A 23,931-nucleotide genomic window follows, 5' to 3' on the forward strand; every position below is an offset into this window, starting at 1 on the left:
AATGAAAATTATTATAGCCGGAGCCGGTGAAGTAGGAACCCACCTGGCAAAGATGTTATCACAGGAAAAGCAGGATATTATCCTGATGGACCCGAATGAGGAACGTTTGAATTTCACAAATTCAAGCATGGAGATCCTGCCTATGGTTGGGAATCCGACTTCTATCCGGGACCTGGAAGAAGCCGGTATCAGAAAGGCCGACCTGTTCGTAAGCGTCACTCCGGAAGAAACGACCAATGTAGCAGCCAGTATCCTGGCCTCCAAATTAGGCGCTCGTAAGACGTTGACGCGCATCAATAACTACGAATACCTCTTACCCAAGAATAAGGAACTGTTTGAAAAGATGGGGATCAACTCCATGATCTATCCCGAGATGCTGGCAGCCAGGGAGATTGTGACAGCCGTAAAACGTCCCTGGACCCGTCAGTATTGGGAGCTGTTCGGAGGCGCATTGATCCTGCTCGGCGTGAAAGTGCGCGACAATTCCCGGCTTGTGAACAAGCATCTATATGAATTGCTGAACGAACAGAAGCTCTATCATATTGTTGCCATCAAGCGGCAGAACGAAACAATCATTCCGCGTGGTACCGACCGGATAGAATCCGGCGATATCGTTTTCTTTACCACGACTAAAAGTCATATAGAAGATGTCCGTTTGCACGCAGGTAAGCGGGACCCGGAAGTGAAGAAAGTGATCATCATGGGAGGGAGCCGTATCGCCATCCGCACCAGCCAGTATTTGCCGAACAATATCCGCGTGAAAGTGATCGAAACGAACAAGGACAAGAGCCACCGCATAGCAGAGGTCGTCCCCGGAAACGTACTGATCATAAACGGAGACGGGCGCGATACCGACCTGCTGATGCAGGAAGGCATCAAAGATGCGCAGGCCTTCATCGCACTGACGGAAAACTCGAGTACAAATATCCTGGCCTGTCTCGCCGCCAAACGTGCCGGCGTGTTCAAGACGATTGCCAAGATTGAAAATATAGATTATATACCACTGGCAGAGAGTATGGATATCGGTTCGGTTATCAACAAGAAGTTGATTGCCGCCAGCTATATTTACCAGTTCCTGCTGGATGCGGACGTGTCGAACGTGAAATGCCTAACCTTTGCCAATGCTGATGTGGCAGAACTCGTTGCCCGTCCCGATTCCAAAATCACCCGCAAACAGGTCAAGGACCTGAACTTGCCGAAAGATATGACGTTAGGAGGACTGATCCGTGACGGCGAGCCGATGATGATTAAAGGTGATACGCAGATCCAGGCCTACGACCACGTCGTCGTCTTCTGCTTAGATACGGCAATGCGCAAATTGGAGGATTACTTTAATTGATATGCTGAACATCCGTTTTATAATCAAGATGCTGGGGATGATGTTTATCCTCGAGACATTGTTTATGCTGGCAGCTACGGCAGTCGCTTTCCTGTATAAAGGCAGTGACTTCTATCCGCTACTGCAATCGAGCGGTATCATGTTCGGAACAGGCGTCCTTTTTACCTTGATCGGGTTGCGGGCCAACGAGCATACCGCCGGACGTCGCGAAGGGATGCTGACCGTCAGCCTGACATGGGCTCTTTTCTCCCTGTTGGGGATGCTGCCTTTCTATCTGGGCGGCTATATCGACAACATCACGGATGCCTACTTTGAAACTATGTCCGGTTTCACCACGACGGGCTCTACCATACTGACCGACATCGAGACGCTCCCCCACGGCATTCTTTTCTGGCGAAGCCTCACCCAGTGGCAGGGCGGTATCGGAATGATTGTCTTTACCGTAGCCCTGATGCCTATCATCGGCGGGGGAGCTACGCAGATGTTCAATGCCGAGACGCCGGGTATTACACACGAACGCTTCCGTCCGCGTGTGACGCAGGTCGCCAAACGTCTTTGGGGTGTCTATCTTTTCCTGACGATTGTCCTGATCGGTATGCTGTGGGCAGGTCCCATGAACTTGTACGATGCCGTCAACCACGCGCTCACTTGTATCTCGACGGGTGGATATTCGACCAAGAATGCCAGTATAGCTTATTGGGATTCCGCCTACATCGAATATGTCATAACAGCCTTCATGTTTATCGGGGCAACCAATATCACGCTGATTTATTTCTTCTTCAACGGCAACCCAAAGCGGTTGTTTAAAGACGAGGAGATGCGTTGGTTCTTTTGGTTCGTATTGATCATCACGGCTATGACGACAGCCTGGATCATGTACCGGGGGATCGTGGATGATTTCGGCACAGCTTTCCGGGAATCCATCTTCCAGGTTGTGACGCTGGTTTCCACCTGCGGTTTTGCAACGGCGGACTATATCCCCTGGGGGCCGTTCTTCTGGTTGCTGGCACTCGTCCTGATGGTGGTCTGCGGCTGTGCAGGGTCAACCTGCGGCGGGTTGAAGATGGGGCGTTTCGTAATCCTTGCCAAAAATCTGTTCAATGAGTTTAAGAAACAAACCCATCCCCATGCGATTATCCCGGTACGGATGAACGGACATGCGATTTCCGGTGATATCGTCCACCGGGTTCTGGCTTTTGCTTTTGCCTATATCGCTTTGATCTTCGTCAGTTGCATGGTGCTGATGCTCGACGGAATGGGGTTTGAGGAGACCATCGGGGCGACGATTTCCTCTATCAGCAATGTCGGTCCGGGACTTGGCAGCCTGGGGCCTGTCGGCAACTATGCCGATGTCCCGACGGTATCGAAATGGTTCCTGTCGTTCCTGATGATGGTAGGTCGTCTGGAGATATTCACGGTGCTGACGATTCTGTTGCCGGGGTTCTGGAAACAATAGTCGGATATCGGTCTGTTTGCATAGGCATTCTGTCTAAAACCGATAAGCATCGGATAATAAACGAATAGGCATTGGTTTCTTAACCGGTGCCTATTCGTTTTTATTTCGGAGAAGCAGGTCTGAATTTTATTTAGGAGATATATACGCTTTTGCGTATTTTTGCGTTATAATAGGTGCGAATCATTAATAAGATGTGAGATAAGATGATAGAATATATCAAGGGGGAAATAGTGGAACTGACACCGGCCCGGATCGTGGTGGAATGCGCGGGGATCGGTTACGAACTCAATATTTCCCTGAATACATATAGCTTTTACAACGGGAAACAGACGGGGAAGATTTACGTGTACGAGGTGATACGTGAAGACGCCCACCTGCTCTTCGGCTTTGCCGGACGGGAGGAAAGGGAGCTGTTTCTGATGCTTACCAGCGTTTCGGGGGTAGGCCCTAATACGGCGCGGATGATCCTGTCGTCGCTCTCGCCGGCCGAACTGGTGCGGGTGATAGCCGACAAGAACGAGACGGCCCTGACAGGTGTGAAAGGCATCGGGCTGAAGACGGCCCAACGTATCCTTGTCGACCTCAAAAACAAGGTGAAACCGATCGAGGGGATGGCGGCTGCAAAAGGGACTTCGTCTGCTCTGGCCGGTAGTGCCGTGTCGGAGGAGGCTGTTGCTGCATTGGTGATGTTGGGTTTCCAGAAGACTGCTTCGCAAAAGGCTGTCAATACGATCCTGAAAGGGTCGCCTGCATTGGCTGTTGAACAAGTAATTAAAACTGCATTACGAATGCTTTAGGAAATAGCCACTCTGTCATGGCGGGCTTGCCCCGCCATCCCATCCTAATAACAGGAAATCAGTATAGGATGAGGTTGCGGGTCAAGCCCGCAATGACACGACGGGGCATAGATGATTATTGGGTCAACCCATTATCAATTAAAAATGAGAAGGACACTAAAATATATACTCTGGATAACAATTCTACTGTTTGGCGTGGGGCTGTATTCGTTGAATGCGGACTTCAATGCCTACACGGCTTCGTTGCCGGAGGTGGAGCCGCTTGCAGCGCCGGATGATACGGTGCCGAAGGTGCAGACCCGTTTCCCGGTAGCTAAGACCATCCCCGAAGAATACGAGGAGATCGGCAAGCAGTCGCCCGCCGACCTGAAGACGCCGGACAATGTCAAGACGACCATCGAATATGACTTGAAAACCGGTACTTACGTGGTCCGTACCCGCTTGGGAGATGCCGATCTGACCACTCCTTTCTCGCTGACACCGGAGGAATACCAGGACTACAGTTTCCAGAAATCCCTGCAGTCTTACTATCGCCAGAAGAACGAAGAAGAGTTCCAGAAGGCAGCCGAGAAGCAGTTCAACCTGACCGATATGCAGTTTGGCATCGGTGCGGCCGAGCGTATCTTCGGTCCGGGCGGTGTGAGGGTGAGGACGCAGGGATCGGCTGAGGTGGAAATGGGCTTGAAACAGAGCAAGACCAAGAACCCGTCACTGCCGGAAAGGGCGCGTAACCGTACCTTCTTCAACTTCGACGAGAGCGTGCAACTCAATGTGCAGGCTTCGGTCGGCAGCAAGGTGAACTTCGATATGAACTATAACACCGAGACCTCTTTCGACTTCGACTCGAAGAAGCTGAAGCTTGCCTATACCGGTGAGGAAGATGAGATTATCAAATCCCTCGAGGCCGGTAATGTCAGCATGACGACCAGTAACTCGCTGATCAATGGCGGGGCGGCGCTGTTCGGTATGAAAGCCGACCTTCAATTCGGGAAGCTGCGGGTTAACACCTTGTTTGCCCAGCAGGAATCGGAATCCAAAACGGTCAGTTCCAAAGGGGGCGTGCAGACGAAGCCTTTCGAGCTGACGATCGACCAGTACGACGAGAACCGCCACTTCTTCCTCTCGCACTACTTCCGCGACCGGTACGACGAGGCGGTCAGAAGCCTGCCGTCCGTATCTTCGCCTGTCAAGATCAGTAAGGTGGAGGTCTGGATTACCAACAAACGGAGCAATTACGACCAGTCGCGTAACATCGTCGCTTTCTCCGACTTGGCCGAACACAAACATATTTATAATACATCCTTAGTTAGCAGTAGCGGTGCTTTGGCCATACCTTATAACAACAGCAACACATTATACGGTACCTTGAACCAGCAGTTTACCGGTGCCCGCGACATCAGTACCGTGAACCAGGCGATCAGCGGCACCTTTGTGAACGGTACCGAATATGAGAAAGTCGAGAGTGCCCGCCTGTTGGACGCATCGGAATATACGGTGAACACGCAATTGGGATACATCTCGCTGAAAACACAATTGCAGGCGGATGAGGTGTTGGGTGTGGCTTACAACTTTACCTATTCGGACGGGCAGACCTACCAGGTCGGTGAGTTCTCGACGGATAATCCCGCTTCGACAAACTCCTGCCTGTATGTGAAGTTGTTGAAGGGGACAGCCATGTCGCCTGGTTTGCCGTTCTGGGATCTGATGATGAAGAACGTCTATTCGTTAGGGGCTTATTCGGTGCAGAAGGAGAAGTTTAAACTGAACATCATGTACCAGAGCGATACGACCGGTACATACGTGAACTACTTGCCGGAAGGGGCGATTGCCAACCAAATCCTGCTCAGGGTCCTGAACCTGGATAACCTCGACTCGAACAATGAACGCCATCCGGATGGTATCTTCGACTTTGTAGACGGCTACACTGTCTTGTCGGAGAATGGGAAGATCATCTTCCCCAGCGTGGAGCCGTTCGGTTCTTACCTGAGGAAGCAGATTAATAATGATGCGATTGCCGATAAATATGTGTTCCAGGAACTGTACGACTCGACGCTTACCGTCGCCCGCCAGATTGCCGAGAAAAACAAGTTCCGCCTGGAAGGTGAGTACAAGGCTTCTTCGGGTGCGGAGATACAGTTGGGGGCATCCAATGTGGCGCGCGGTTCCGTGAAGGTGACGGCGGGAGGTGCTATCCTGACGGAGAATGTGGATTATACGGTAGACTATACATCGGGTGTCGTCACCATCCTGAACGAGAGTATTATTTCGTCCGGAACGCCGGTCAGTGTGTCGTTGGAGAACCAGACAGCCTATAATATGCAGCGCAAGACGATGATGGGGTTGGACCTGAACTACCAGTTCAGCCCGAACCTGATGCTGGGTGCAACCATCATGCATATGTCCGAAATGCCGCTTACCACCAAGACGGCGATGGGGGATGAGGCCATCAAGAATACGCTGTGGGGTGTGAATATGGCCTATAAGGGGGAAAGCCAGTGGTTGACCAATATGTTCGACAAACTGCCGTTGCTGAACCTGAGCAAGCCGAGCCAGATAGCCTTCAATGCAGAGTTTGCACACCTGATAGCCGGTCATTATGAGAATAAGAACACGGGCGGCTATTCCTATCTGGATGATTTCGAGTCGACGCAGAGCAACTTCGATTTGTCGGACCCTTATCCCTGGCAGCTGTCGAGTGTCCCTTATGACGACGCAACGCCGATGAAGTTCCCGGAGGCGGGTCTGGTCAATAACATCGACTACGGGAAAAGCCGTGCCCTGTTGGCTTGGTACACGATCGACGGGCTGTTCACACGCCAGAATTCATCTTTGCGTCCGAAGCATATCACCCGGGATGATATCTCCGACCATTATGTGCGTGCCATACAGACGGACGAGTTGTTCCCTGAACGGCAACAGACCATCAGCGAGAGCAATACGCTGAACGTCCTGAACCTTGCCTATTACCCACAGGAACGTGGCCCGTATAACCTGGATGCCGATAACATCAATCCGGACGGTACGTTGCAGAACCCGGAAAAGCGGTTCGGAGGTATGATGCGTAAGATAGACCAGAGTGACTTCGAGACGGCTAACGTGGAGTATATCGAGTTCTGGATGCTTGATCCGTTTATCAAGAATCGCCAGTCGTCAGGAGGTGAGTTATACTTCAATCTCGGCGAGATATCAGAAGATATATTGAAGGATGAAAAGAAATTCTTTGAGAACGGACTTCCCATCGACGGTGATACGACCAAAGTCGATTTTACTGTTTGGGGTAAGGTGCCAAAACAGCAGAGTACGGTTTATGCATTCGATAACACAGCAGGTGCGCGTCAGTTGCAGGATGTCGGCTTGAACGGTCTGTCGTCGGAGGAAGAACAGGTATATCCGACCTATCAAGAGTATCTGAATAAATTGCGCCAGAAGTTGAGTGCGGAAACGTTGGCTAATATGGAAACCGACCCATTGCAGTTATCCCCGTTCTTTGACCCTGCCGGCGATAAGTTCCATTACTTCCGTGGGTCGGACTATGACCAAAATGATGTCGATATCTTAACCCGCTACAAACGCTATAACGGTACGGAAGGTAACTCGAAAGATATCAATGATTCGCCGGAGCGTTACAGCACATCTTCCAAAACCATACCGGATGTGGAAGATATCAACCAGGATAATACGCTGAATGAAAACGAGAAGTATTTCGAGTATAAAGTGGCTATTACTCCTAAAGATACAGTGGTAGGTTCTAACTTCATTGCAGACAAGCGTACGAGCACGGTTCGTCTGGCGAATAATAAGCAAGAGACTGTTACCTGGTACCAGTTTAAGATACCTATCAAGAAATACCAACGTCGTGTCGGTGCGATCAACGACTTCAAGACGATCCGTTTCATGCGTATGTATATGACCGGATTCCGGGAATCCGTCGTGTTGCGTTTCGGTACGTTGCAGTTGGTTCGCGGTGAATGGCGTAGCTATGAGCAAGACTTGTCCGACCCTAAAATGCCGCCGGCTGTCAAAGGTACACTGGAAGTTTCGACTGTCAATATAGAAGAAAACAGCGATCGCGATCCGGTCAACTACGTCCTGCCTCCGGGTATTACTCGCGTATTGGACCCGAGCCAGCCGCAAATACGCCAGGAGAACGAACAGTCTCTTTCTCTGAAAGTAACAGATCTGGCAGCGATGGATGCACGCGCCGTCTATAAGAATACGAACTACGACCTGCGTCAGTATAAACGCTTGCAACTGTTTACGCATGCTGAGGCTCCGAAGTTCGATGTCAATAACCTTGCCAACGGTGACTTGTCTGTTTTCATCCGTTTGGGGTCGGATTATAAGAATAACTATTATGAGTATGAAGTTCCGCTGACATTGACTCAGCATGGGGAGATAGATCCAAAGATGGTTTGGCCAACAGAGAACACACTGGACTTCCAGTTGGAGGTATTGACAAACCTGAAGTTGGAACGTAACCGGCAGAAACGTTCGGGCGAGAATGGCGTGAACTTTCAAACTGAATTTACCGGCAGGGACGGAACTAATATGATCCGTGTCAAAGGTAACCCCAGTCTTGCCGAAGTAAAGACGATTATGATCGGTGTCCGCAATAACTCGAAAGATATCAAGAGCGGGGAAGTCTGGGTGAACGAATTACGCCTGACGGACTTCAATGAAGAAGGCGGATGGGCTGCCAATGCCAACCTGAATGTTGCGCTGTCCGACCTGGGTACGGTGAACGTAGGCGGACGTATCGAGACGTCCGGTTTCGGAGCCCTCGACCAGTCGCTGAACGAGCGCAGGATGGAAGACTTCAAGCAGTATAACGTCGCCACTTCCATCGAGCTGGGTAAACTGTTCCCGGAAAAGGCACAGGTCAGCATTCCGTTCTACTATGCTTATTCAAAGGAAACATACGATCCGAAGTATAATCCGTTGGATCAGGATATCAAATTGAAGGATGCTATCGACAGGGCGGACACGAAAGCGGAGAAAGATTCGATCCGCAGTTATTCGCAGGATAAGACTGTGATCAAAAGCGTGTCTTTCAATAATGTGCGTGTGAATATCAAGAGCAAGAACCCGATGCCTTACGATCCGGCGAACTTTACGCTCGGATATTCGTACAGCATCAACGACAAGAAGAATCCGGAGACGGAATATGAGACGACAAAAGACTATCGGGCGAACTTCGCATACAGCTATGTCCCGTATATGAAGCCGATCAAGCCGTTCGACAAGATGTTGAAGAAGAACAACGGCTATACCCGCTATGCCAAGCAGTTAGCGTTGAATCTGGCGCCGTCTATCAATTTCCAGACGGCGATGATGCGTAACTACTATGAGATCAAGCTGCGCGACCTGACAGGGGCGACTACGGGTGTCACGAACGATATCCCGGTCACGTTCAGCCAGAACTTCTATTGGGACCGTGCGTTCAGTCTGAACTGGGCGTTTACCAATAACCTGAACCTCTCGTTCAGTTCCGGTACGAATGCCCGTATCGAGGAACCGTATGTACAGGTGAACAAAGAGCTTAATCCGGACGATTACCAATTGTGGAAAGACTCCGTAAAGAAGAGTATTGCCGACCTCGGAACTCCGATGAAGTACGACCAGCAGTTTATGGTGACCTGGCAGCTGCCGTTGCAAATGATTCCGGTACTCGACTGGACAAACGCTTCCTTAAGCTACAACGCAACCTACAACTGGGATCGCGGCGCTACGGTGAGCGAAGGTTTCGAGTTGGGTAACACGATCAAGAACCAGCGCCAGTTCGACCTGCAGGCGAATCTGAACCTGCTGTCGCTTTACAACAAAAACAAGTATCTGAAGAAGGTAAACCAGAAGTTCAATAATACCCGTAACACCACGGCGAAAAAGCCGGAGAAGAAGAAAAAACCGAAGCTGGAGAAGGAAATAACCCTGAATCCGGACAGCGGTACAGTTGTGGAACACGGAATGTTTACGAAGAAGGTCCAGATCACAGCCCGTGGTGCGGACGGACGCGTTTACAGGATCAAGTACAAACCGCTCAACTTTGCACAGGTAATGATTCTGAACCAGGATACGGCGCATCTTAAACTGACGATCATACCGGGGCCTGCGCCTACGGAAGACTTCCTTTATAAGGCGGTCGAACATAGCGCCCGGTTCCTGATGATGGTACGGCGTTTCAATATCCAGTTTACCAACTCGGCCGGTATGATGTTGCCCGGTTTCCGTCCGGAGATCGGTGACATATTCGGGCAGGGGCATTCTTCATTCGGTCTTACACCGGGACTTGGATTTGCCTTTGGTAGCGTCCGCCGCAGTTATATCGATGAGGCTTCCGATAGGGGCTGGTTGGTAGATAATACGGAAAGCAACCTCAGTTCTGCCGTTATGACCAGCACGAAGAATCTGAACATACGGGCGAACCTTGAACCGATAACCGGTTTGAAGATCGACCTGAACGCCCTTCGCAACGATACCCGCAATACGGAAATACAATATATGTATGCCGGTATGCCGGAAATTATGGGAGGTAACTTCACCATGACGACAATCGCGTTAGGGAGTGCTTTCGGTGGCAGTGGCAATGCGATGAACAACTACTCCTCCAAAGCATTCGACAAGTTCGTGGCGAACCGTGAAATTATCGCGCAGCGGCTGGAGAATATGTATTCCTCCATGAGATATCCGAATGCTGGCTTTATTGCGGAAAAAGGTATGGGAGGGATGCCATACAACCCGGGAGAAGACAATGTGAACGGCGTGAATCCGAACTCGGCAGATGTCCTGATCCCGGCATTCCTGGCTGCTTATACAGGGAAAGACCCGAAGAAGGTGGGATTGTCTCCTTTCCCGTCCCTGAAGAGTATGCTGCCGAACTGGCGTGTGACATACGACGGATTAGTCCGCATACCGGCTGTCAAGAAATATTTCAAGAGCGTGACGTTGAGCCATCAGTATCGTTGTTCTTATACGGTCGGCGCTTTCACCTCTTTCCTGAACTGGGTGGATGCCGGACAGGACGGATTGGGATATATACAGTCGATCCTGAATGATAACCCGACGCCGTCGTCTCCTTATTCGATCTCGTCTGTCAGCATCACGGAAGCATTCAGTCCGCTGTTGGGAGCCGATGCGACTTTGCTGAATAATGTCACGGTCCGTGCCGACTATTCGACGACCCGCAATCTGAGCTTGAATACGACCTCTTACCAGTTGGTAGAAGCTCTTTCCAATAAAATAACGATTGGTTTGGGGTATAAGTTAGCCGAGTTCAACAAGGTGTTGAAGATGAAGAAGACACGCGACTTCAGCAACGACCTGACTGTCCGCCTGGACTTCTCGTACAACAAGATGCAGTCGTTGATCCGGAAAATCGATACGCAGTTGACGCAGGCTACCAGCGGTAACATCGCCAAGACAGTGTCGTTCTCTGCCGATTACGGTCTGAGCCGGGCATTGACGATCCGTGCTTTCTACGATATCCAGATCAACGAACCTCTTATCTCGAGCGCTTCCTATCCGACGTCCAACTCGAACTACGGAATCAGCCTGCGGTTCTCGCTTGCACAGTAAGTGAGAACCGCCCAAAAGCGTGTATCATTTATGGTTTCTAAATACGTCCCATCTAACTTTCAACTCTTAACTTTCAACTTTCAACTATCCCGGGGGCTTATTGTATAAAACGCTTTTTTCTGACATAAAAGAGGTCCGAAATTAAACGAATGTTAATCCACTTTTCCGCCGCCAGAAAAGAGCTTTTTCCCCTTTTCCGGGAGTTTATTGCCGGGAAGTCAACCTTTATTTCATTTTTCCGGCACTTTATCGCCCTGAAGACGGTCGTCATACCCTATGAAGACGGTCGCCATTCAAATGAAGACGGTCGCGACGGCGATGAAGACGGTCGTCATGGCGACAAGGCCCTAAAACTTCCTTTGCATATTTGGAACGCAGTCCGTCTTCGTTTTGCTACAGGCGATTCTCCGGGAGTTAAGCTTTATCACTTTGCCGGTGTTTCTGTTTTTCGGCAATCAAATTGCACGCTTTCCGGAACGGGCTGCGCACTTCATCTCCTCTGTTGTCAGTCGAACAGGTTAAAACCATGAAAAAAGTCAATTCAAAATCGATCAACTTTTCGGACGAAATAGAAAAACATCCCGGGAAGGGGGTTATTGTCAATTTTAATATATTTGGAATGAAGATTTATTGTTCCCCTTCTATAGAATTTTAAATAAATACATCTTTCTTTACCCTTTATGTAAATATAATGTCTACATTTGGGCACGTCTACGAATGGACCGTTTACCCGAAGAACTGAACAACCAGCTGTTCCGCAAGCTGAAAAGCATCGTGGAAATCGAGCGGATGTCAGCCAACGAACGTTTGGAATACGAACTGAGTTTGGCTGTCGAGCGCGATATGCTCTCCGCTCTTGACGCCAGTCGCGAAGAAGGCTTGGCGGAAGGAGTACGTCAAACAGCCATGAACATGAAACGTACGGGGCTGGATATAGGAACCATTGCCGATTGTACCGGTTTATCTAAAGAGACAATTCAGGCACTATAAGCCTATGGCATGGGGTAACGCCTCATTTCCTATTTTTACATTATTTTTCCCTTTTTCTTTGTTTATTGAAAACTAAGGCCTACTTTTGCCTCCATGTACACCTGCATGGCGTTGTGGGTCAATGCATTTTATTAGATAAACGAGAAGCGTTTTTAAGATATTATCTATTGAAACTTCGACAATTTCATAGAAGATGGATAATAGACAACAAAACGCTCGCGTTCCTTTTCTTGTTATATACACATGTGCCAGCATGTACGCGTATACAAGCTAAAAGGGCGTGGGCTGTTGTTTATATCATCTTCTAGGGCAGTCGAAGGCCTCAATATAAGATATATCAACAGTTCCCACGCCTCTTTTTATGAAAAAATCATTCAGTCCGGGAATTGCTGAATACCTAATTTACTATTATTATGAACAAAACGGAAACGTTTAAAAGGCTGCATCTGTCTATGTTAGTCTTTTTGTTTTGTGTGTGTACGACCACGCTCTCCTATGCCCAGCATATGGTTTCAGGCGTTGTCAAGGATGTGACTGGTGAGCCTATCATCGGTGCAAACGTAGTCGAAAAAGGGACTACGAACGGATCTATTACCGATATTGACGGTAAATTCTCCTTTACTATTTCTAAACCGGCTGTGACACTGGCCGTTTCCTACATCGGTTATCAACCACAGGACTATTCTTACAAAGGACAGGAAAATGTGATTATTACATTGAAAGAAGATTTGCAAAATCTGGATGAAGTAGTTGTTGTCGGCTATGGTGTTGCCAAGAAGCGTGACCTGACAGGCTCTGTCGCCTCTGTCAAAGGGGAGAAGTTACAGGAGACTGCTTCGCTGAGCGCGGTGCAGGCCATGCAGGGACGAGCAGCCGGCGTAACCATTATACAGACGAGTGCAAAGCCGGGTGAAGAAGCGAATATACGTGTTCGTGGAAACCGTTCGTTAAAGGCGACAAACGATCCGCTATATGTGGTGGATGGTATTCCTATCGTTGTCGGTTTGAATGAGATGAGTCCTTCGGATATTGAATCCATAGAGGTCCTGAAAGATGCGTCGGCTACTGCTATTTACGGTTCACGCGGTGCCAATGGCGTTATTTTGGTGACGACCAAAAAAGGTAAGGAAGGAAAAGTCCAGATCGATTATAACGGCTATGTCGGAGTGCAGCAGGCCGCCCGTACGATAGATATGTTTGATGGAGCCGAATGGGTTGACTTGGTGCGCGAAGCAAACCGGGCAACGTCGAAAACAACTCCATACCCGCTTGTCCCGACTTTGGATTGGGATAGGAAAATCGGTTATTTCAATGCCGACCCGAATGTAATTGGAAAAATAGAACAAGCTTATGATGAAAATGGGAACTGGTGTCCTGACCGTTTGCCTTACAATAGCTGGACGGACGAGGCATTACGGATTGCTCCTATTCATAATCATGAAGTCAGTGTACGAGGGGGAACAGAGAAGTTGAAGATGCTGGCTTCTGCCACTTATTTCGGACAGGATGGTATTGTGAAAGGGCAGGATTACCGCCGTTATTCGGTTCGTGTCAATTTTGACTGGACACTGAATAAGTATGTCAAAGTGGGTGGTTCGACTTCATTTTCCCATATTGACCGGAATAATGGAGGAAACCTGTATAGTGATGTGAAAAACGTTTATCCTTTAGCGGATATCTATGATGCGGATGGGAATATAATCACCTCGCGTCCGGGAAATGACCCGCAGCTTTGGAATCAGTTCCTGAATTTGGAACATCAAAAGAAGGAGATTAAAAAGGATCGTTTTTTGGGTAGTTACTATTTGGAAGTGAAATTGCCTTTCGATATTAACTACCGTTCCAATGTGGGTATAGATATCGGTCCCTGGTATGGTAATGAATTTTATGGAGCACTCAGTGCAGACCGTTCCGGCAGTGCAGCCCGCGCTGTCAATGCTCGTGATAATCGCCGCATGTACACGTGGGAAAACCTTTTGTTCTATAACAAAACATTCCATAAAGACCATACCCTCGGCCTGACATTCCTGCAATCTATCCAGCAGGAGACATATGAAAAGTCTGAAATTAAAGTGAAAGATTTGCCTTACGAGAATCAACAGTGGAATAACGTGGGATCGGCACAGACGATCGAATCCGTATCAAGCGACTATCAGCGTTGGAACTTAGCCTCTTTTATGGGACGCATCAACTATAACTTTAAGGATCGCTACTTGTTGACTGTTTCAGCCCGTTACGATGGCTCTTCCCGCCTGGCTCCGGGGCATAAGTGGGTATTATTCCCTTCTGCCGCTCTTGCATGGCGTATCAAAGAAGAGTCGTTCTTGAAAGATGTCGATGTATTGAGTAACCTGAAGTTGCGAGTTGGTTGGGGTATCACCGGTAACACAGCCATCGATCCGTATAAGACACAAGGTAGCCTGGAATACGGTCGCTATAGCTATGGTTCGAATGGTGTCTTGGCCTTTTATCAGAAAGAAATGCCGAATCCGAACTTGTCATGGGAAAAAACAGAACAGTGGAATGCCGGTCTCGATTTTGGCTTTTTGAACGGACGTATCGGGGGTAGTGTAGACCTTTATCTCCAGAATACGAAAGATCTGTTGATGGACCGCCAGTTACCAATCGTATCCGGTTTCGGTAATGTTACGACCAATATCGGACATATCCGTAACAAAGGTTTGGAAGTCACCTTGAATACCGTAAATATCGAAGCGAAGGATTTTAAATGGACGACCGACTTGATGTTTTCCGTAAATAAGGAAGAGATCGTTGAACTATATAATGGTAAAGTTGATGATGAAGGTAATAAATGGTTTATAGGACAGCCTGTAAAGGTCTTTTATGACTATAAGGCTGATGGTATCTGGCAATTGGAAGATGCCGCCGAACTGGAAAAATGGGGAGGAGTTTTTAAACCGGGTGATATCAAGATTGTCGATCGTAACGGAGATTATAAGATCACTTCTGAAGATCGCTTTATCCTGGGACATGAAGATCCGACTGTGAACTTAAGCATGAGCAACTATTTTAATTATAAGGATTTTGATTTTAACTTTTTCCTGAATGGAGCCTTCGGACAAACAAAATCTTTTGATCGGGGATGGAGTTTGAACGGACGTTATAACGGTGCAAAGGTCAATTATTGGCGTATTATTGGTGAAGACGAAAACGGTAATCCGATCAGTAATCGCAGTAATGAGGCTCCGCGTCCGAATATTGATTACGAAAATCCGAACTACATATCCTCTCTTTATAAAGAAGATGCATCTTTCCTTAGAATCGGGCAGGTGACTTTAGGATATACGTTGCCGAAGACTTTGTTGCAGAGTATGGGTGTCCAGAAACTTCGTGTGTATGCCACCGTGCAGAACGCCTACGTGTTTACAAGCTATTCAGGTACGGACCCGGAAAGTGGCGGTGACTTCAACGAGCCGATGCCGAGAACTTATCTTTTTGGCGTAAACCTTAGTTTCTAATAGTACTAACATTAATAAATAGACGATATTATGAAGAATATAATAAAATATAGTGTGTTGTCTTTATTGGCAGTAGCCGGTGTGTCGTGCGAATCGTTCCTGAACGAAAAGGTTGTCAGCGGCGTTTCGTATGACTATCTGGAAACAAAGACAGGTATTGAAACAGCTGTGAATGGCGTTTATTCGACCATGCGTTGGTATGTCGGGGGCGAACGTTATTATTGCTTGACCGAATATGGTGTGGATTATGTATGGGAAGGTGCCGATGGCGGCAATAAGGATGCTTTTAACAAGTATAGTAACCAGTTGAATTCTTCTTTCGGGATGTTATATGAATTCTGGGAAAATGCATTTAAAGGGATCACACGTGCCAATACGGCTTTGATGTATCTGCCGGAAGTGGGAGATATGACGGATGCCGAGAAAGTGTCCCGTGAAGGTGAATTGCGTTTTATGCGTGCTTATTTCTATTTTGACCTGGTTCAGCAGTTCGGACGTGTCCCTTTATTGAGCGAGGGAAATGTTTCCCAGATTATAACTGATTTTCCACGTGCTTCGGTTGCCGATCTGTATGCATTTATCATTAACGATCTGCGTTATTCATTTGATGTCTTACCCGATGTTGCCATGCAGCCGGATCGTGGTCGTGCCACTAAATGGGCAGCAGCCAATTTGCTCTCAAAGGTTTATCTGACAAGAGGGAGTGCCGTAAAAGACCAACGTGGACAACAGCCCACCGATATGGATAGCACGGCTTATTTTGCCGAAGCGGTAATCAACTCCGGAAAGTTTGCATTGGAAGCCGATTATCTGTCTACTATCGACCAGGACAGGCAGAAAGTATCATCTGAAACAATCTGGGGTGTCGAGTTTACAAACGATGTGTTGTTTAATGGCTCTGAAGGAAACAAGATGCACTTGTATTGGGTTCCGACTTATGAAAAGTTACCGGGATTACAGCGTGACCTTCAACAGGGACGTGCTTGGAAACGTGTGAAGCCGACTCCTTATTTACAGACCGAACTGTTCGATCACCTGAACGATTCCCGTATGTATAAAATGTTCAGCTGGGTATTCTATGCAAATAAAGAATCCTCTATCCCTGTATGGGAAGATAAATATTATTATGTGGATGAAAACGGTAAGACCACCAACGATTTGTTGTATGAAACTCCTGCTGAATTAGTTGGTAAACCGAAGTTCACATTGGGTGATACAGCTGCTTATTTTATTCCGAAATATTATGGAGCAAAGGATTATAAAGGTGCTGTGATTGACAAGGCAAAAGATCGTCTAATGCAGTTGGATATTGCCAAGTGCCGTTATACCCTGATTCCGGTGGATGAGAATACGAACCACTATTTCCCTTGCCTGAAAAAATGGTTGGATACGCAACGTCCGGATATGAACTATGAACAGGGAGGGCGTAACTTTGTTCGTATGCGTCTGGGTGAAACTTATCTGATTGCAGCCGAGGCTTATGGCCGTAAGGGGAACTTTGAGAAAGCTGCAGAATTGATAAATGTCGTTCGCAAGCGTGCCGCCTATAAGGAAGGTGAAGCAAAACCGCAGGAATGGTGGCAGGTCGACGGTGGCAATATGGCTGATGTAGCCGGTTCAACCGAAAAGGCTATGCTGGTAACTTCTGCTGATTTGAGTAATGATTTTATCAATTTCATGCTGGATGAACGTGCCCGTGAGACTTATGGCGAAATGAACCGTTGGGAAGATTTGGTACGTACGGAGACTTTGTACGAACGTGTGAAGAAATTTAATCCGGATGCCGCTCCTAACATAAAGGAATATCACAAACTTCGTCCGATCCCGCAGAATCATATCGACCGCCTGTCGCCAAAACCATCTCCAGAGGAGGCTCAAAATGAAGGGTATTATTAATACTGCCATATAGGCAGGCCGTATCGGCAATTCTAAGATTTTAAGAAAGGGGGATGTGTCACGCTATAAATGGGGCTTTTGACGCATCCCCCTACAAATCTGGGTACTTTGACAAACACACCGAAATCATCATGACAGGTTCGCATTCTTTGGACGAACTCTGCAGTTTATCACAAATAGCATCTATTCTGCAACTTTTCATAAAGCATACATCTATATGTCATGATAATTTGTTAGTTTTGCAGCTCAATATAAAAAAGGGAGCAACAATGGATGTCGCCATTATCAAATATAATGCCGGAAATATCTACTCCGTAAGTTATGCACTGAAAAGGCTGGGAGTCGAAGCAACTGTCACGGCAGATCCGGAACTGCTATGTAAAGCGGATAAAGTAATCTTTCCGGGCGTTGGTGAAGCCCAGACTACAATGGATCACCTGAAAGAACATAAACTGGATGCGATCATAAAAGGATTGAAGCAGCCGGTTTTAGGCATTTGCCTGGGTATGCAGTTGATGTGTCGCCATTCGGAAGAAGGAGACGCCGATTGCCTGGGCATTTTCGATACGGAGGTCAAGCGTTTTATTCCGCAAAAACATACGGACAAGGTTCCGCACATGGGATGGAATACGATTACGGATGTTAAAGACGGGCTGTTCAACAAGCAATTGGAGAACAAATTTGTTTACTTCGTACATAGTTTCTATGTACCTGTGAATGATTATACCGCAGCTACGACCGAATATATCCTTCCGTTCAGTGCATCTCTGCATAAAGATAATTTCTATGCGACCCAGTTTCACCCGGAAAAGAGCGGTTCGGTTGGTGAGGTTATATTGAGTAACTTTTTAAAACTGTAAGCTGATATGATAGAGTTGATTCCGGCTATAGATATGATCGACGGCAAATGCGTTCGTCTCACGCAGGGTGATTACGACACCAAGAAAGTGTATAACGAAGATCCCTTGGAGGTTGCCAAGATGTTTGAAGATCATGGCATCCGCCGTTTGCATATGGTAGACCTTGACGGCGCGCGCCAGGGACGGATCATCAATTACCGGACACTGGAACGCGTGGCGACCCGCACATCGCTGATTATCGATTTCGGCGGCGGACTGAAGCAGGATGGCGACCTCGAGATCGCTTTCGAGAGCGGCGCACAGATGGTTACGGGCGGAAGCATCGCTGTAAAGAACCCGGAAGTGTTCGCTTCCTGGATCACGAAGTTCGGTCCGGAGAAGATTATCCTCGGAGCGGATGCCAAAGATAAAAAGATCGCAATAAGCGGGTGGGAGGAAACGACCGACAAGGAGTTGATCCCCTTTATCCGGGATTATTACGACAAAGGAATCACGAAAGCGATCTGTACGGACATCAGCCGCGACGGCATGTTGCAAGGTCCTGCGATCGACCTTTATAAAGAAATACGGGAACAAATACCTTTTCTCTGTCTGATAGCCAGCGGAGGGGTCAGTTCCATACAAGATATTGAGAAACTGGCTGAGGCGGGTATTCCGGCTGTTATCTTCGGTAAAGCGATTTACGAAGGGAAGATACAGCTGAAAGATCTGATCCGCTTCACCTGATAAAAACAACGATTATATATGCTTGCCAAAAGAATAGTCCCCTGTTTGGACATAAAAGATGGAAAGACTGTCAAAGGAATCAATTTCGTAAACTTCCGCGATGCCGGCGACCCGGTCGAACTGGGCGCACAATACAGCCGCGAGGGAGCCGACGAATTGGTTTATCTGGATATAACCGCCTCGCACGAAGGACGTAAAACGTTTACGGAATTGGTGAAAAAGGTAGCGGCTAATATCAGCATTCCTTTTACGGTTGGCGGCGGCATCAACGAGATGAAAGATGTGGACCGGCTGTTGAGTGCCGGAGCTGATAAGGTTTCCATTAACTCGGCTGCGCTGCGTAACCCGAAACTGATCGAAGAGATTGCAAAAAACTTCGGCAGCCAGGTATGCGTAGTTGCCATCGATGCCAATTTCGAGAACGGCGACTGGCTTTGTTACCTGAACGGAGGACGCATCCCGACGGAGAAGCATTTGTTCCAATGGGCTGCCGAAGCGGAAAGTTTGGGGGCGGGCGAAATCTTGTTCACCAGCATGACGCACGACGGCGTGAAAGACGGTTACGCCAACGAGGCGCTGTCGACGCTGGCCGACAACCTGCATATCCCGGTCATTGCTTCGGGTGGAGCAGGAAAGATGGAACATTTCCGTGACACTTTCGCTCTCGGAAAGGCGGATGCAGCATTGGCGGCAAGCGTTTTCCATTTCGGGGAGATCGGAATAGGCACTTTGAAGCAGTATCTCCGTGAGGAGGGAATCAACGTCCGTCTCTGAAGCCCACGGCTGGGAATGCCTGTTTCATATAGAAGAAACTTTTGTTCCATGCCCGTGAAACTTTAGTTTCATGCCCATGAAACTGGAAACGGATGCCCAGGGACAGGGAGACGCACACGAATGAATTAAGAACAATATAATAGTCAGATAAAAGATGAAATTAGATTTTGAAAAAATGGGCGGGCTGATTCCCGCCATCGTTCAGGACAACAACACAAACAAAGTATTGATGTTGGGCTTTATGAACGAAGAAGCTTACGAAGAAACAAAGGCTACCGGTAAAGTAACATTCTTCAGCCGTACGAAAAACCGTCTCTGGATGAAGGGTGAAACAAGCGGAAACACACTCCAGGTAGTCAACATCGCAGTCGATTGCGACAACGACACCTTGCTGATCAAGGCCATTCCGGCCGGTCCTGTATGCCATACAGGCGCCGATACTTGTTTTGGTGAGAAGAATGTGGAAGACATCATGTTCCTCAAATATCTGCAGAACTTCATCGAACAGCGCCGCCAGGAAATGCCGGAAGGTTCCTACACGACAACCCTGTTCCAGAAAGGCATCAACCGCATGGCACAGAAAGTCGGCGAAGAAGCGGTGGAAACCGTTATCGAAGCGACCAACGGAACTGACGACAGGCTTGTTTACGAGGCTGCCGACATGATCTATCACCTGATCGTATTATTGACGAGCAAAGGACTTCGCATCGAAGACCTCGCACGCGAACTGAAAAGCAGACATAAAGGATAACAGCAATGGAAGAGACAACCCTGCTCAAACTGGATAATGTGGAAATCTGCCGTGAAGAGAATGTGATCCTTCACGACGCCTCCTTCACGCTCCATAACGGAGAATTTGTGTATGTGATCGGAAAAGTAGGTTCCGGCAAGAGCAGCCTGTTGAAATCCTTGTACTGCGAAATTCCCATTGAACGCGGGGATGCATGGCTGCTGGACTATAACCTCTGCAAGATGAAGCGGAAAGACATTCCTTACCTTCGCAGGAAGTTAGGCATCGTCTTTCAGGATTTCCAATTGCTGACCGACCGTTCGGTAAACAAAAACCTCGAATTTGTCCTGAAGGCTACCGGATGGAAAAAGAAGAGCGAGATAACCGAACGGATCAATGACGTGCTGTCTCAGGTCGGCATGCAGGACAAAGGCTATAAGATGCCGCACGAACTTTCGGGTGGCGAGCAGCAGCGTATCGTGATCGCCCGCGCCCTGCTGAACGATCCGGTCTTGATTCTGGCCGACGAGCCTACCGGTAATCTGGACCCGGAAACAAGCGGACAGATCGTACAGCTTCTGCACGACATCTGCCGAAAAGGAACGGCTGTCATTATGACGACTCACAACTATACGTTAGTACATAATTATCCCGCGCGTATAGTAAAATGCGAGAATGCCTGCCTGAGTGATGTGGGAGAATAATTTTTTATGTAACTTTGCACACGCATTTAAAGCGAAGAAGAACAAATTAATATAGTAAAAGAAAATGAAAGTTTTAAAGTTTGGCGGTACTTCTGTGGGATCTGCACAGAGAATAAAAGGTGTAGCAAAACTGATTACGGGAGAGCGTAACATTGTAGTATTGTCTGCCATGTCCGGTACAACCAACTCATTGGTTGAAATTTCGGATTACTTGTACAAGAAAAACCCTGACGGAGCGAACGAGGTCATCAATAAACTGGCTCAGAAATACTACGGCCATATTGAAGAACTCTACAGCACCGACGAATATAAGCAGAAGGCCAAAGAACTGATAAAAACTCATTTCGATCATATCCGTACATTCACAAAGGACCTGTTCACGCTGTTTGAAGAAAAGGTTGTCCTGGCTCAGGGCGAACTGATCTCTACAGGCATGATGAACCTCTACCTGAACGAATGCGGAGTAAACTCCGTCCTGATTCCGGCATTGGACTATATGCGCACGGACAAGAATGCAGAACCGGATCCCGTATATATCAAAGAAAAGCTCGTCAAACTGCTGAACGAACATAAGGATGCCGACCTGTTTATCACACAAGGTTACATCTGCCGCAATGCTTACGGCGAAATCGACAACCTGCAACGTGGCGGTAGCGACTACAGTGCTTCCCTGATCGGTGCGGCTATCGGCGCTGAAGAGATCCAGATCTGGACAGATATTGATGGCATGCACAATAATGATCCGCGTATCGTCGAGAAAACATCTCCGGTGCGTCACCTGCACTTTGAAGAAGCGGCAGAATTAGCTTATTTCGGCGCCAAGATCCTGCACCCGACTTGCATCCTGCCGGCCAAGTTGAACAACATCCCTGTCCGCCTGCTGAACACCATGCAACCGGAAGCTCCGGGAACCATGATCTCCAACGCGACGGAAAAAGGTAAAATCAAAGCGGTTGCCGCAAAAGACAATATCACTTCCATCAAGATCAAGAGCGGCCGTATGCTGTTGGCAACAGGCTTCCTGCGTAAGGTATTCGAAATCTTCGAAAATTACCAGACTCCGATCGACATGGTGACGACTTCCGAAGTGGGTGTTTCCGTAACAATCGACAGTCGCAAACATCTGGAAGAAATCGTGGACGATCTGAAGAAATACGGAACGGTTACCGTAGACGAAGATATGGTGATCGTCTGTGTTGTCGGCGACCTGGAATGGGACAACGTCGGTTTCGAAGCCCGCATCGTTCAGGCAATGAAAGATGTTCCGGTACGAATGATTTCGTACGGCGGCAGTAACTACAACGTCTCGCTCCTTGTTAAAGCCTCCGACAAGAAGAGAGCACTGCAAGCGTTAAGCGATCATTTATTCAACAACTAAATATTTCTATAAGGGCGGCCTATTCAGACTGCCCTTATTTATCTTTATATAATTTATATCATAATATGCTCAAAGGAACATTCCCAATAGACCAGTTCAAGGCGCTTACGACGCCTTTCTATTATTATAATATTGATCTGTTGAAAGAGACGCTCAATATGGTGACAACCGAAGCCGGAAAGTATGGCTATCATGTCCACTATGCAGTGAAGGCAAATGCCAATCCCCGCATCCTCTCTGTTATTGCAGAGCATGGACTGGGAGCGGATTGCGTCAGTGGCGGTGAAATACAGGCTGCATTGGATGCAGGTTTTCCGGCCGGCAAGATCGTTTATGCCGGTGTCGGTAAGGCAGACTGGGAAATCAACTTAGGATTGGACAATGATATTTACTGCTTCAATGTTGAGTCGGCTGCCGAATTGGAGGTTCTGGATGAACTGGCAGCTGCCAAGAACAAAGTCGCCTCTATCGCCCTCCGTATCAATCCGGAAGTGGACGCCCATACGCATGCCAAAATCACGACCGGGATGAAGGAGAATAAGTTCGGTATCAACCTGAGCCAACTCGGACAAGTGCTGGATTTGGTAGCCCAGTTGAAACACGTCAAACTGATCGGTATCCATTGCCATATCGGTTCACAGATCACAGATATGGCTGCTTTCCGTGGCCTGGCGATTCGTGTCAACGAGATACAGGAGGAGCTGGAAGCACGTGGCTTGAAGGTCGAAAACCTGAACTTCGGTGGCGGCCTCGGTATCGACTACTATCATCCGAACCATTTGCCTGTTCCTGCTTTCGACAACTATTTTGCCGTATTCAACAAACTGTTGCAACTCCGTCCCGGACAGCAGGTTCATTTCGAGCCGGGCCGTTCGATCGTGGCGCAGTGCGGTTCGCTGATATCCAAAGTATTGTATGTTAAGGTGGGCGAAACGAAGAAGTTCTGCATCCTGGATGCCGGTTTTACCGAACTGATCCGTCCGGCCATGTACGACGCGTATCACCGCATGGAAAACATCACTAACGATGAAGAGATAGAAGTTTACGATGTTGTAGGCCCTATCTGCGAATCATCCGATGTATTCGGCAAAGATGTCGAACTGAACCGTGCGCATCGCGGCGACCTGATCGCCCTGCGTTCTGCCGGCGCTTACGGCGAAGTAATGGCTTCCCAATACAACTGTCGGAAACTGCCGAAAGCGTACTATTCGGATACGTTGTAAAAGTATT

At 48.1% G+C, this 23,931-nt stretch carries 15 protein-coding genes; all 15 read left to right on the top strand.

The features are described 5' to 3' along the window. The first annotated feature begins 1 nt into the window (after window position 1). A complete protein-coding gene (gene trkA / locus DWU89_RS02495; RefSeq protein ID WP_115498083.1) occupies window positions 2-1,339 on the top strand; it encodes a Trk system potassium transporter TrkA in 1,338 nt (445 codons plus the stop codon). 1 nt (window position 1,340) lies between these two features. Next, entirely contained in the window at window positions 1,341-2,795 is a 1,455-nt protein-coding gene (locus DWU89_RS02500; RefSeq protein ID WP_115498084.1) for a TrkH family potassium uptake protein, read from the top strand. Between the two features lie 203 nt (window positions 2,796-2,998). After that, entirely contained in the window at window positions 2,999-3,592 is a 594-nt protein-coding gene (gene ruvA, locus DWU89_RS02505; protein ID WP_115498085.1) for a Holliday junction branch migration protein RuvA, read from the top strand. 144 nt (window positions 3,593-3,736) lie between these two features. Then, complete coding sequence (gene sov / locus DWU89_RS02510; RefSeq protein ID WP_115498086.1) at window positions 3,737-11,164, top strand: T9SS outer membrane translocon Sov/SprA; 7,428 nt, start codon at window positions 3,737-3,739, stop codon at window positions 11,162-11,164. Window positions 11,165-11,313: 149 nt separating this feature from the next. Further along, complete coding sequence (locus tag DWU89_RS02515; protein WP_115498087.1) at window positions 11,314-11,694, top strand: hypothetical protein; 381 nt, start codon at window positions 11,314-11,316, stop codon at window positions 11,692-11,694. Between the two features lie 187 nt (window positions 11,695-11,881). Next, a complete protein-coding gene (locus DWU89_RS02520; protein ID WP_244205832.1) occupies window positions 11,882-12,154 on the top strand; it encodes an Rpn family recombination-promoting nuclease/putative transposase in 273 nt (90 codons plus the stop codon). A gap of 413 nt (window positions 12,155-12,567) precedes the next feature. Next, a complete protein-coding gene (locus DWU89_RS02525) occupies window positions 12,568-15,633 on the top strand; it encodes a SusC/RagA family TonB-linked outer membrane protein (RefSeq protein ID WP_244205833.1) in 3,066 nt (1,021 codons plus the stop codon). Window positions 15,634-15,663: 30 nt separating this feature from the next. After that, complete coding sequence (locus DWU89_RS02530; protein ID WP_115498089.1) at window positions 15,664-17,529, top strand: RagB/SusD family nutrient uptake outer membrane protein; 1,866 nt, start codon at window positions 15,664-15,666, stop codon at window positions 17,527-17,529. A gap of 269 nt (window positions 17,530-17,798) precedes the next feature. Further along, a complete protein-coding gene (gene hisH / locus DWU89_RS02535; RefSeq protein ID WP_115498090.1) occupies window positions 17,799-18,389 on the top strand; it encodes an imidazole glycerol phosphate synthase subunit HisH in 591 nt (196 codons plus the stop codon). 6 nt (window positions 18,390-18,395) lie between these two features. Then, on the top strand, window positions 18,396-19,115 hold the full coding sequence (gene hisA / locus DWU89_RS02540) for a 1-(5-phosphoribosyl)-5-[(5-phosphoribosylamino)methylideneamino]imidazole-4-carboxamide isomerase (protein WP_115498091.1): 720 nt from the start codon (window positions 18,396-18,398) through the stop codon (window positions 19,113-19,115). A gap of 18 nt (window positions 19,116-19,133) precedes the next feature. Beyond that, window positions 19,134-19,889: an imidazole glycerol phosphate synthase subunit HisF gene (hisF, locus tag DWU89_RS02545; RefSeq protein WP_115498092.1), complete on the top strand. Its 756-nt coding sequence runs from the start codon at window positions 19,134-19,136 to the stop codon at window positions 19,887-19,889. Window positions 19,890-20,043: 154 nt separating this feature from the next. Beyond that, a complete protein-coding gene (hisIE, locus tag DWU89_RS02550) occupies window positions 20,044-20,640 on the top strand; it encodes a bifunctional phosphoribosyl-AMP cyclohydrolase/phosphoribosyl-ATP diphosphatase HisIE (protein ID WP_115498093.1) in 597 nt (198 codons plus the stop codon). 5 nt (window positions 20,641-20,645) lie between these two features. Further along, the gene (locus tag DWU89_RS02555; protein ID WP_115498094.1) at window positions 20,646-21,323 is read left to right on the top strand and encodes a cell division ATP-binding protein FtsE; all 678 of its coding nucleotides are present in this window, start codon (window positions 20,646-20,648) and stop codon (window positions 21,321-21,323) included. A gap of 64 nt (window positions 21,324-21,387) precedes the next feature. Further along, window positions 21,388-22,701, top strand: coding sequence for an aspartate kinase (locus tag DWU89_RS02560; protein WP_115498095.1), 1,314 nt, complete (start codon window positions 21,388-21,390; stop codon window positions 22,699-22,701). A gap of 65 nt (window positions 22,702-22,766) precedes the next feature. Next, a complete protein-coding gene (lysA, locus tag DWU89_RS02565) occupies window positions 22,767-23,924 on the top strand; it encodes a diaminopimelate decarboxylase (RefSeq protein ID WP_115498096.1) in 1,158 nt (385 codons plus the stop codon). Window positions 23,925-23,931: the final 7 nt, after the last annotated feature.

This window comes from Parabacteroides acidifaciens (genome assembly GCF_003363715.1).
Lineage (GTDB): Bacteria > Bacteroidota > Bacteroidia > Bacteroidales > Tannerellaceae > Parabacteroides > Parabacteroides acidifaciens.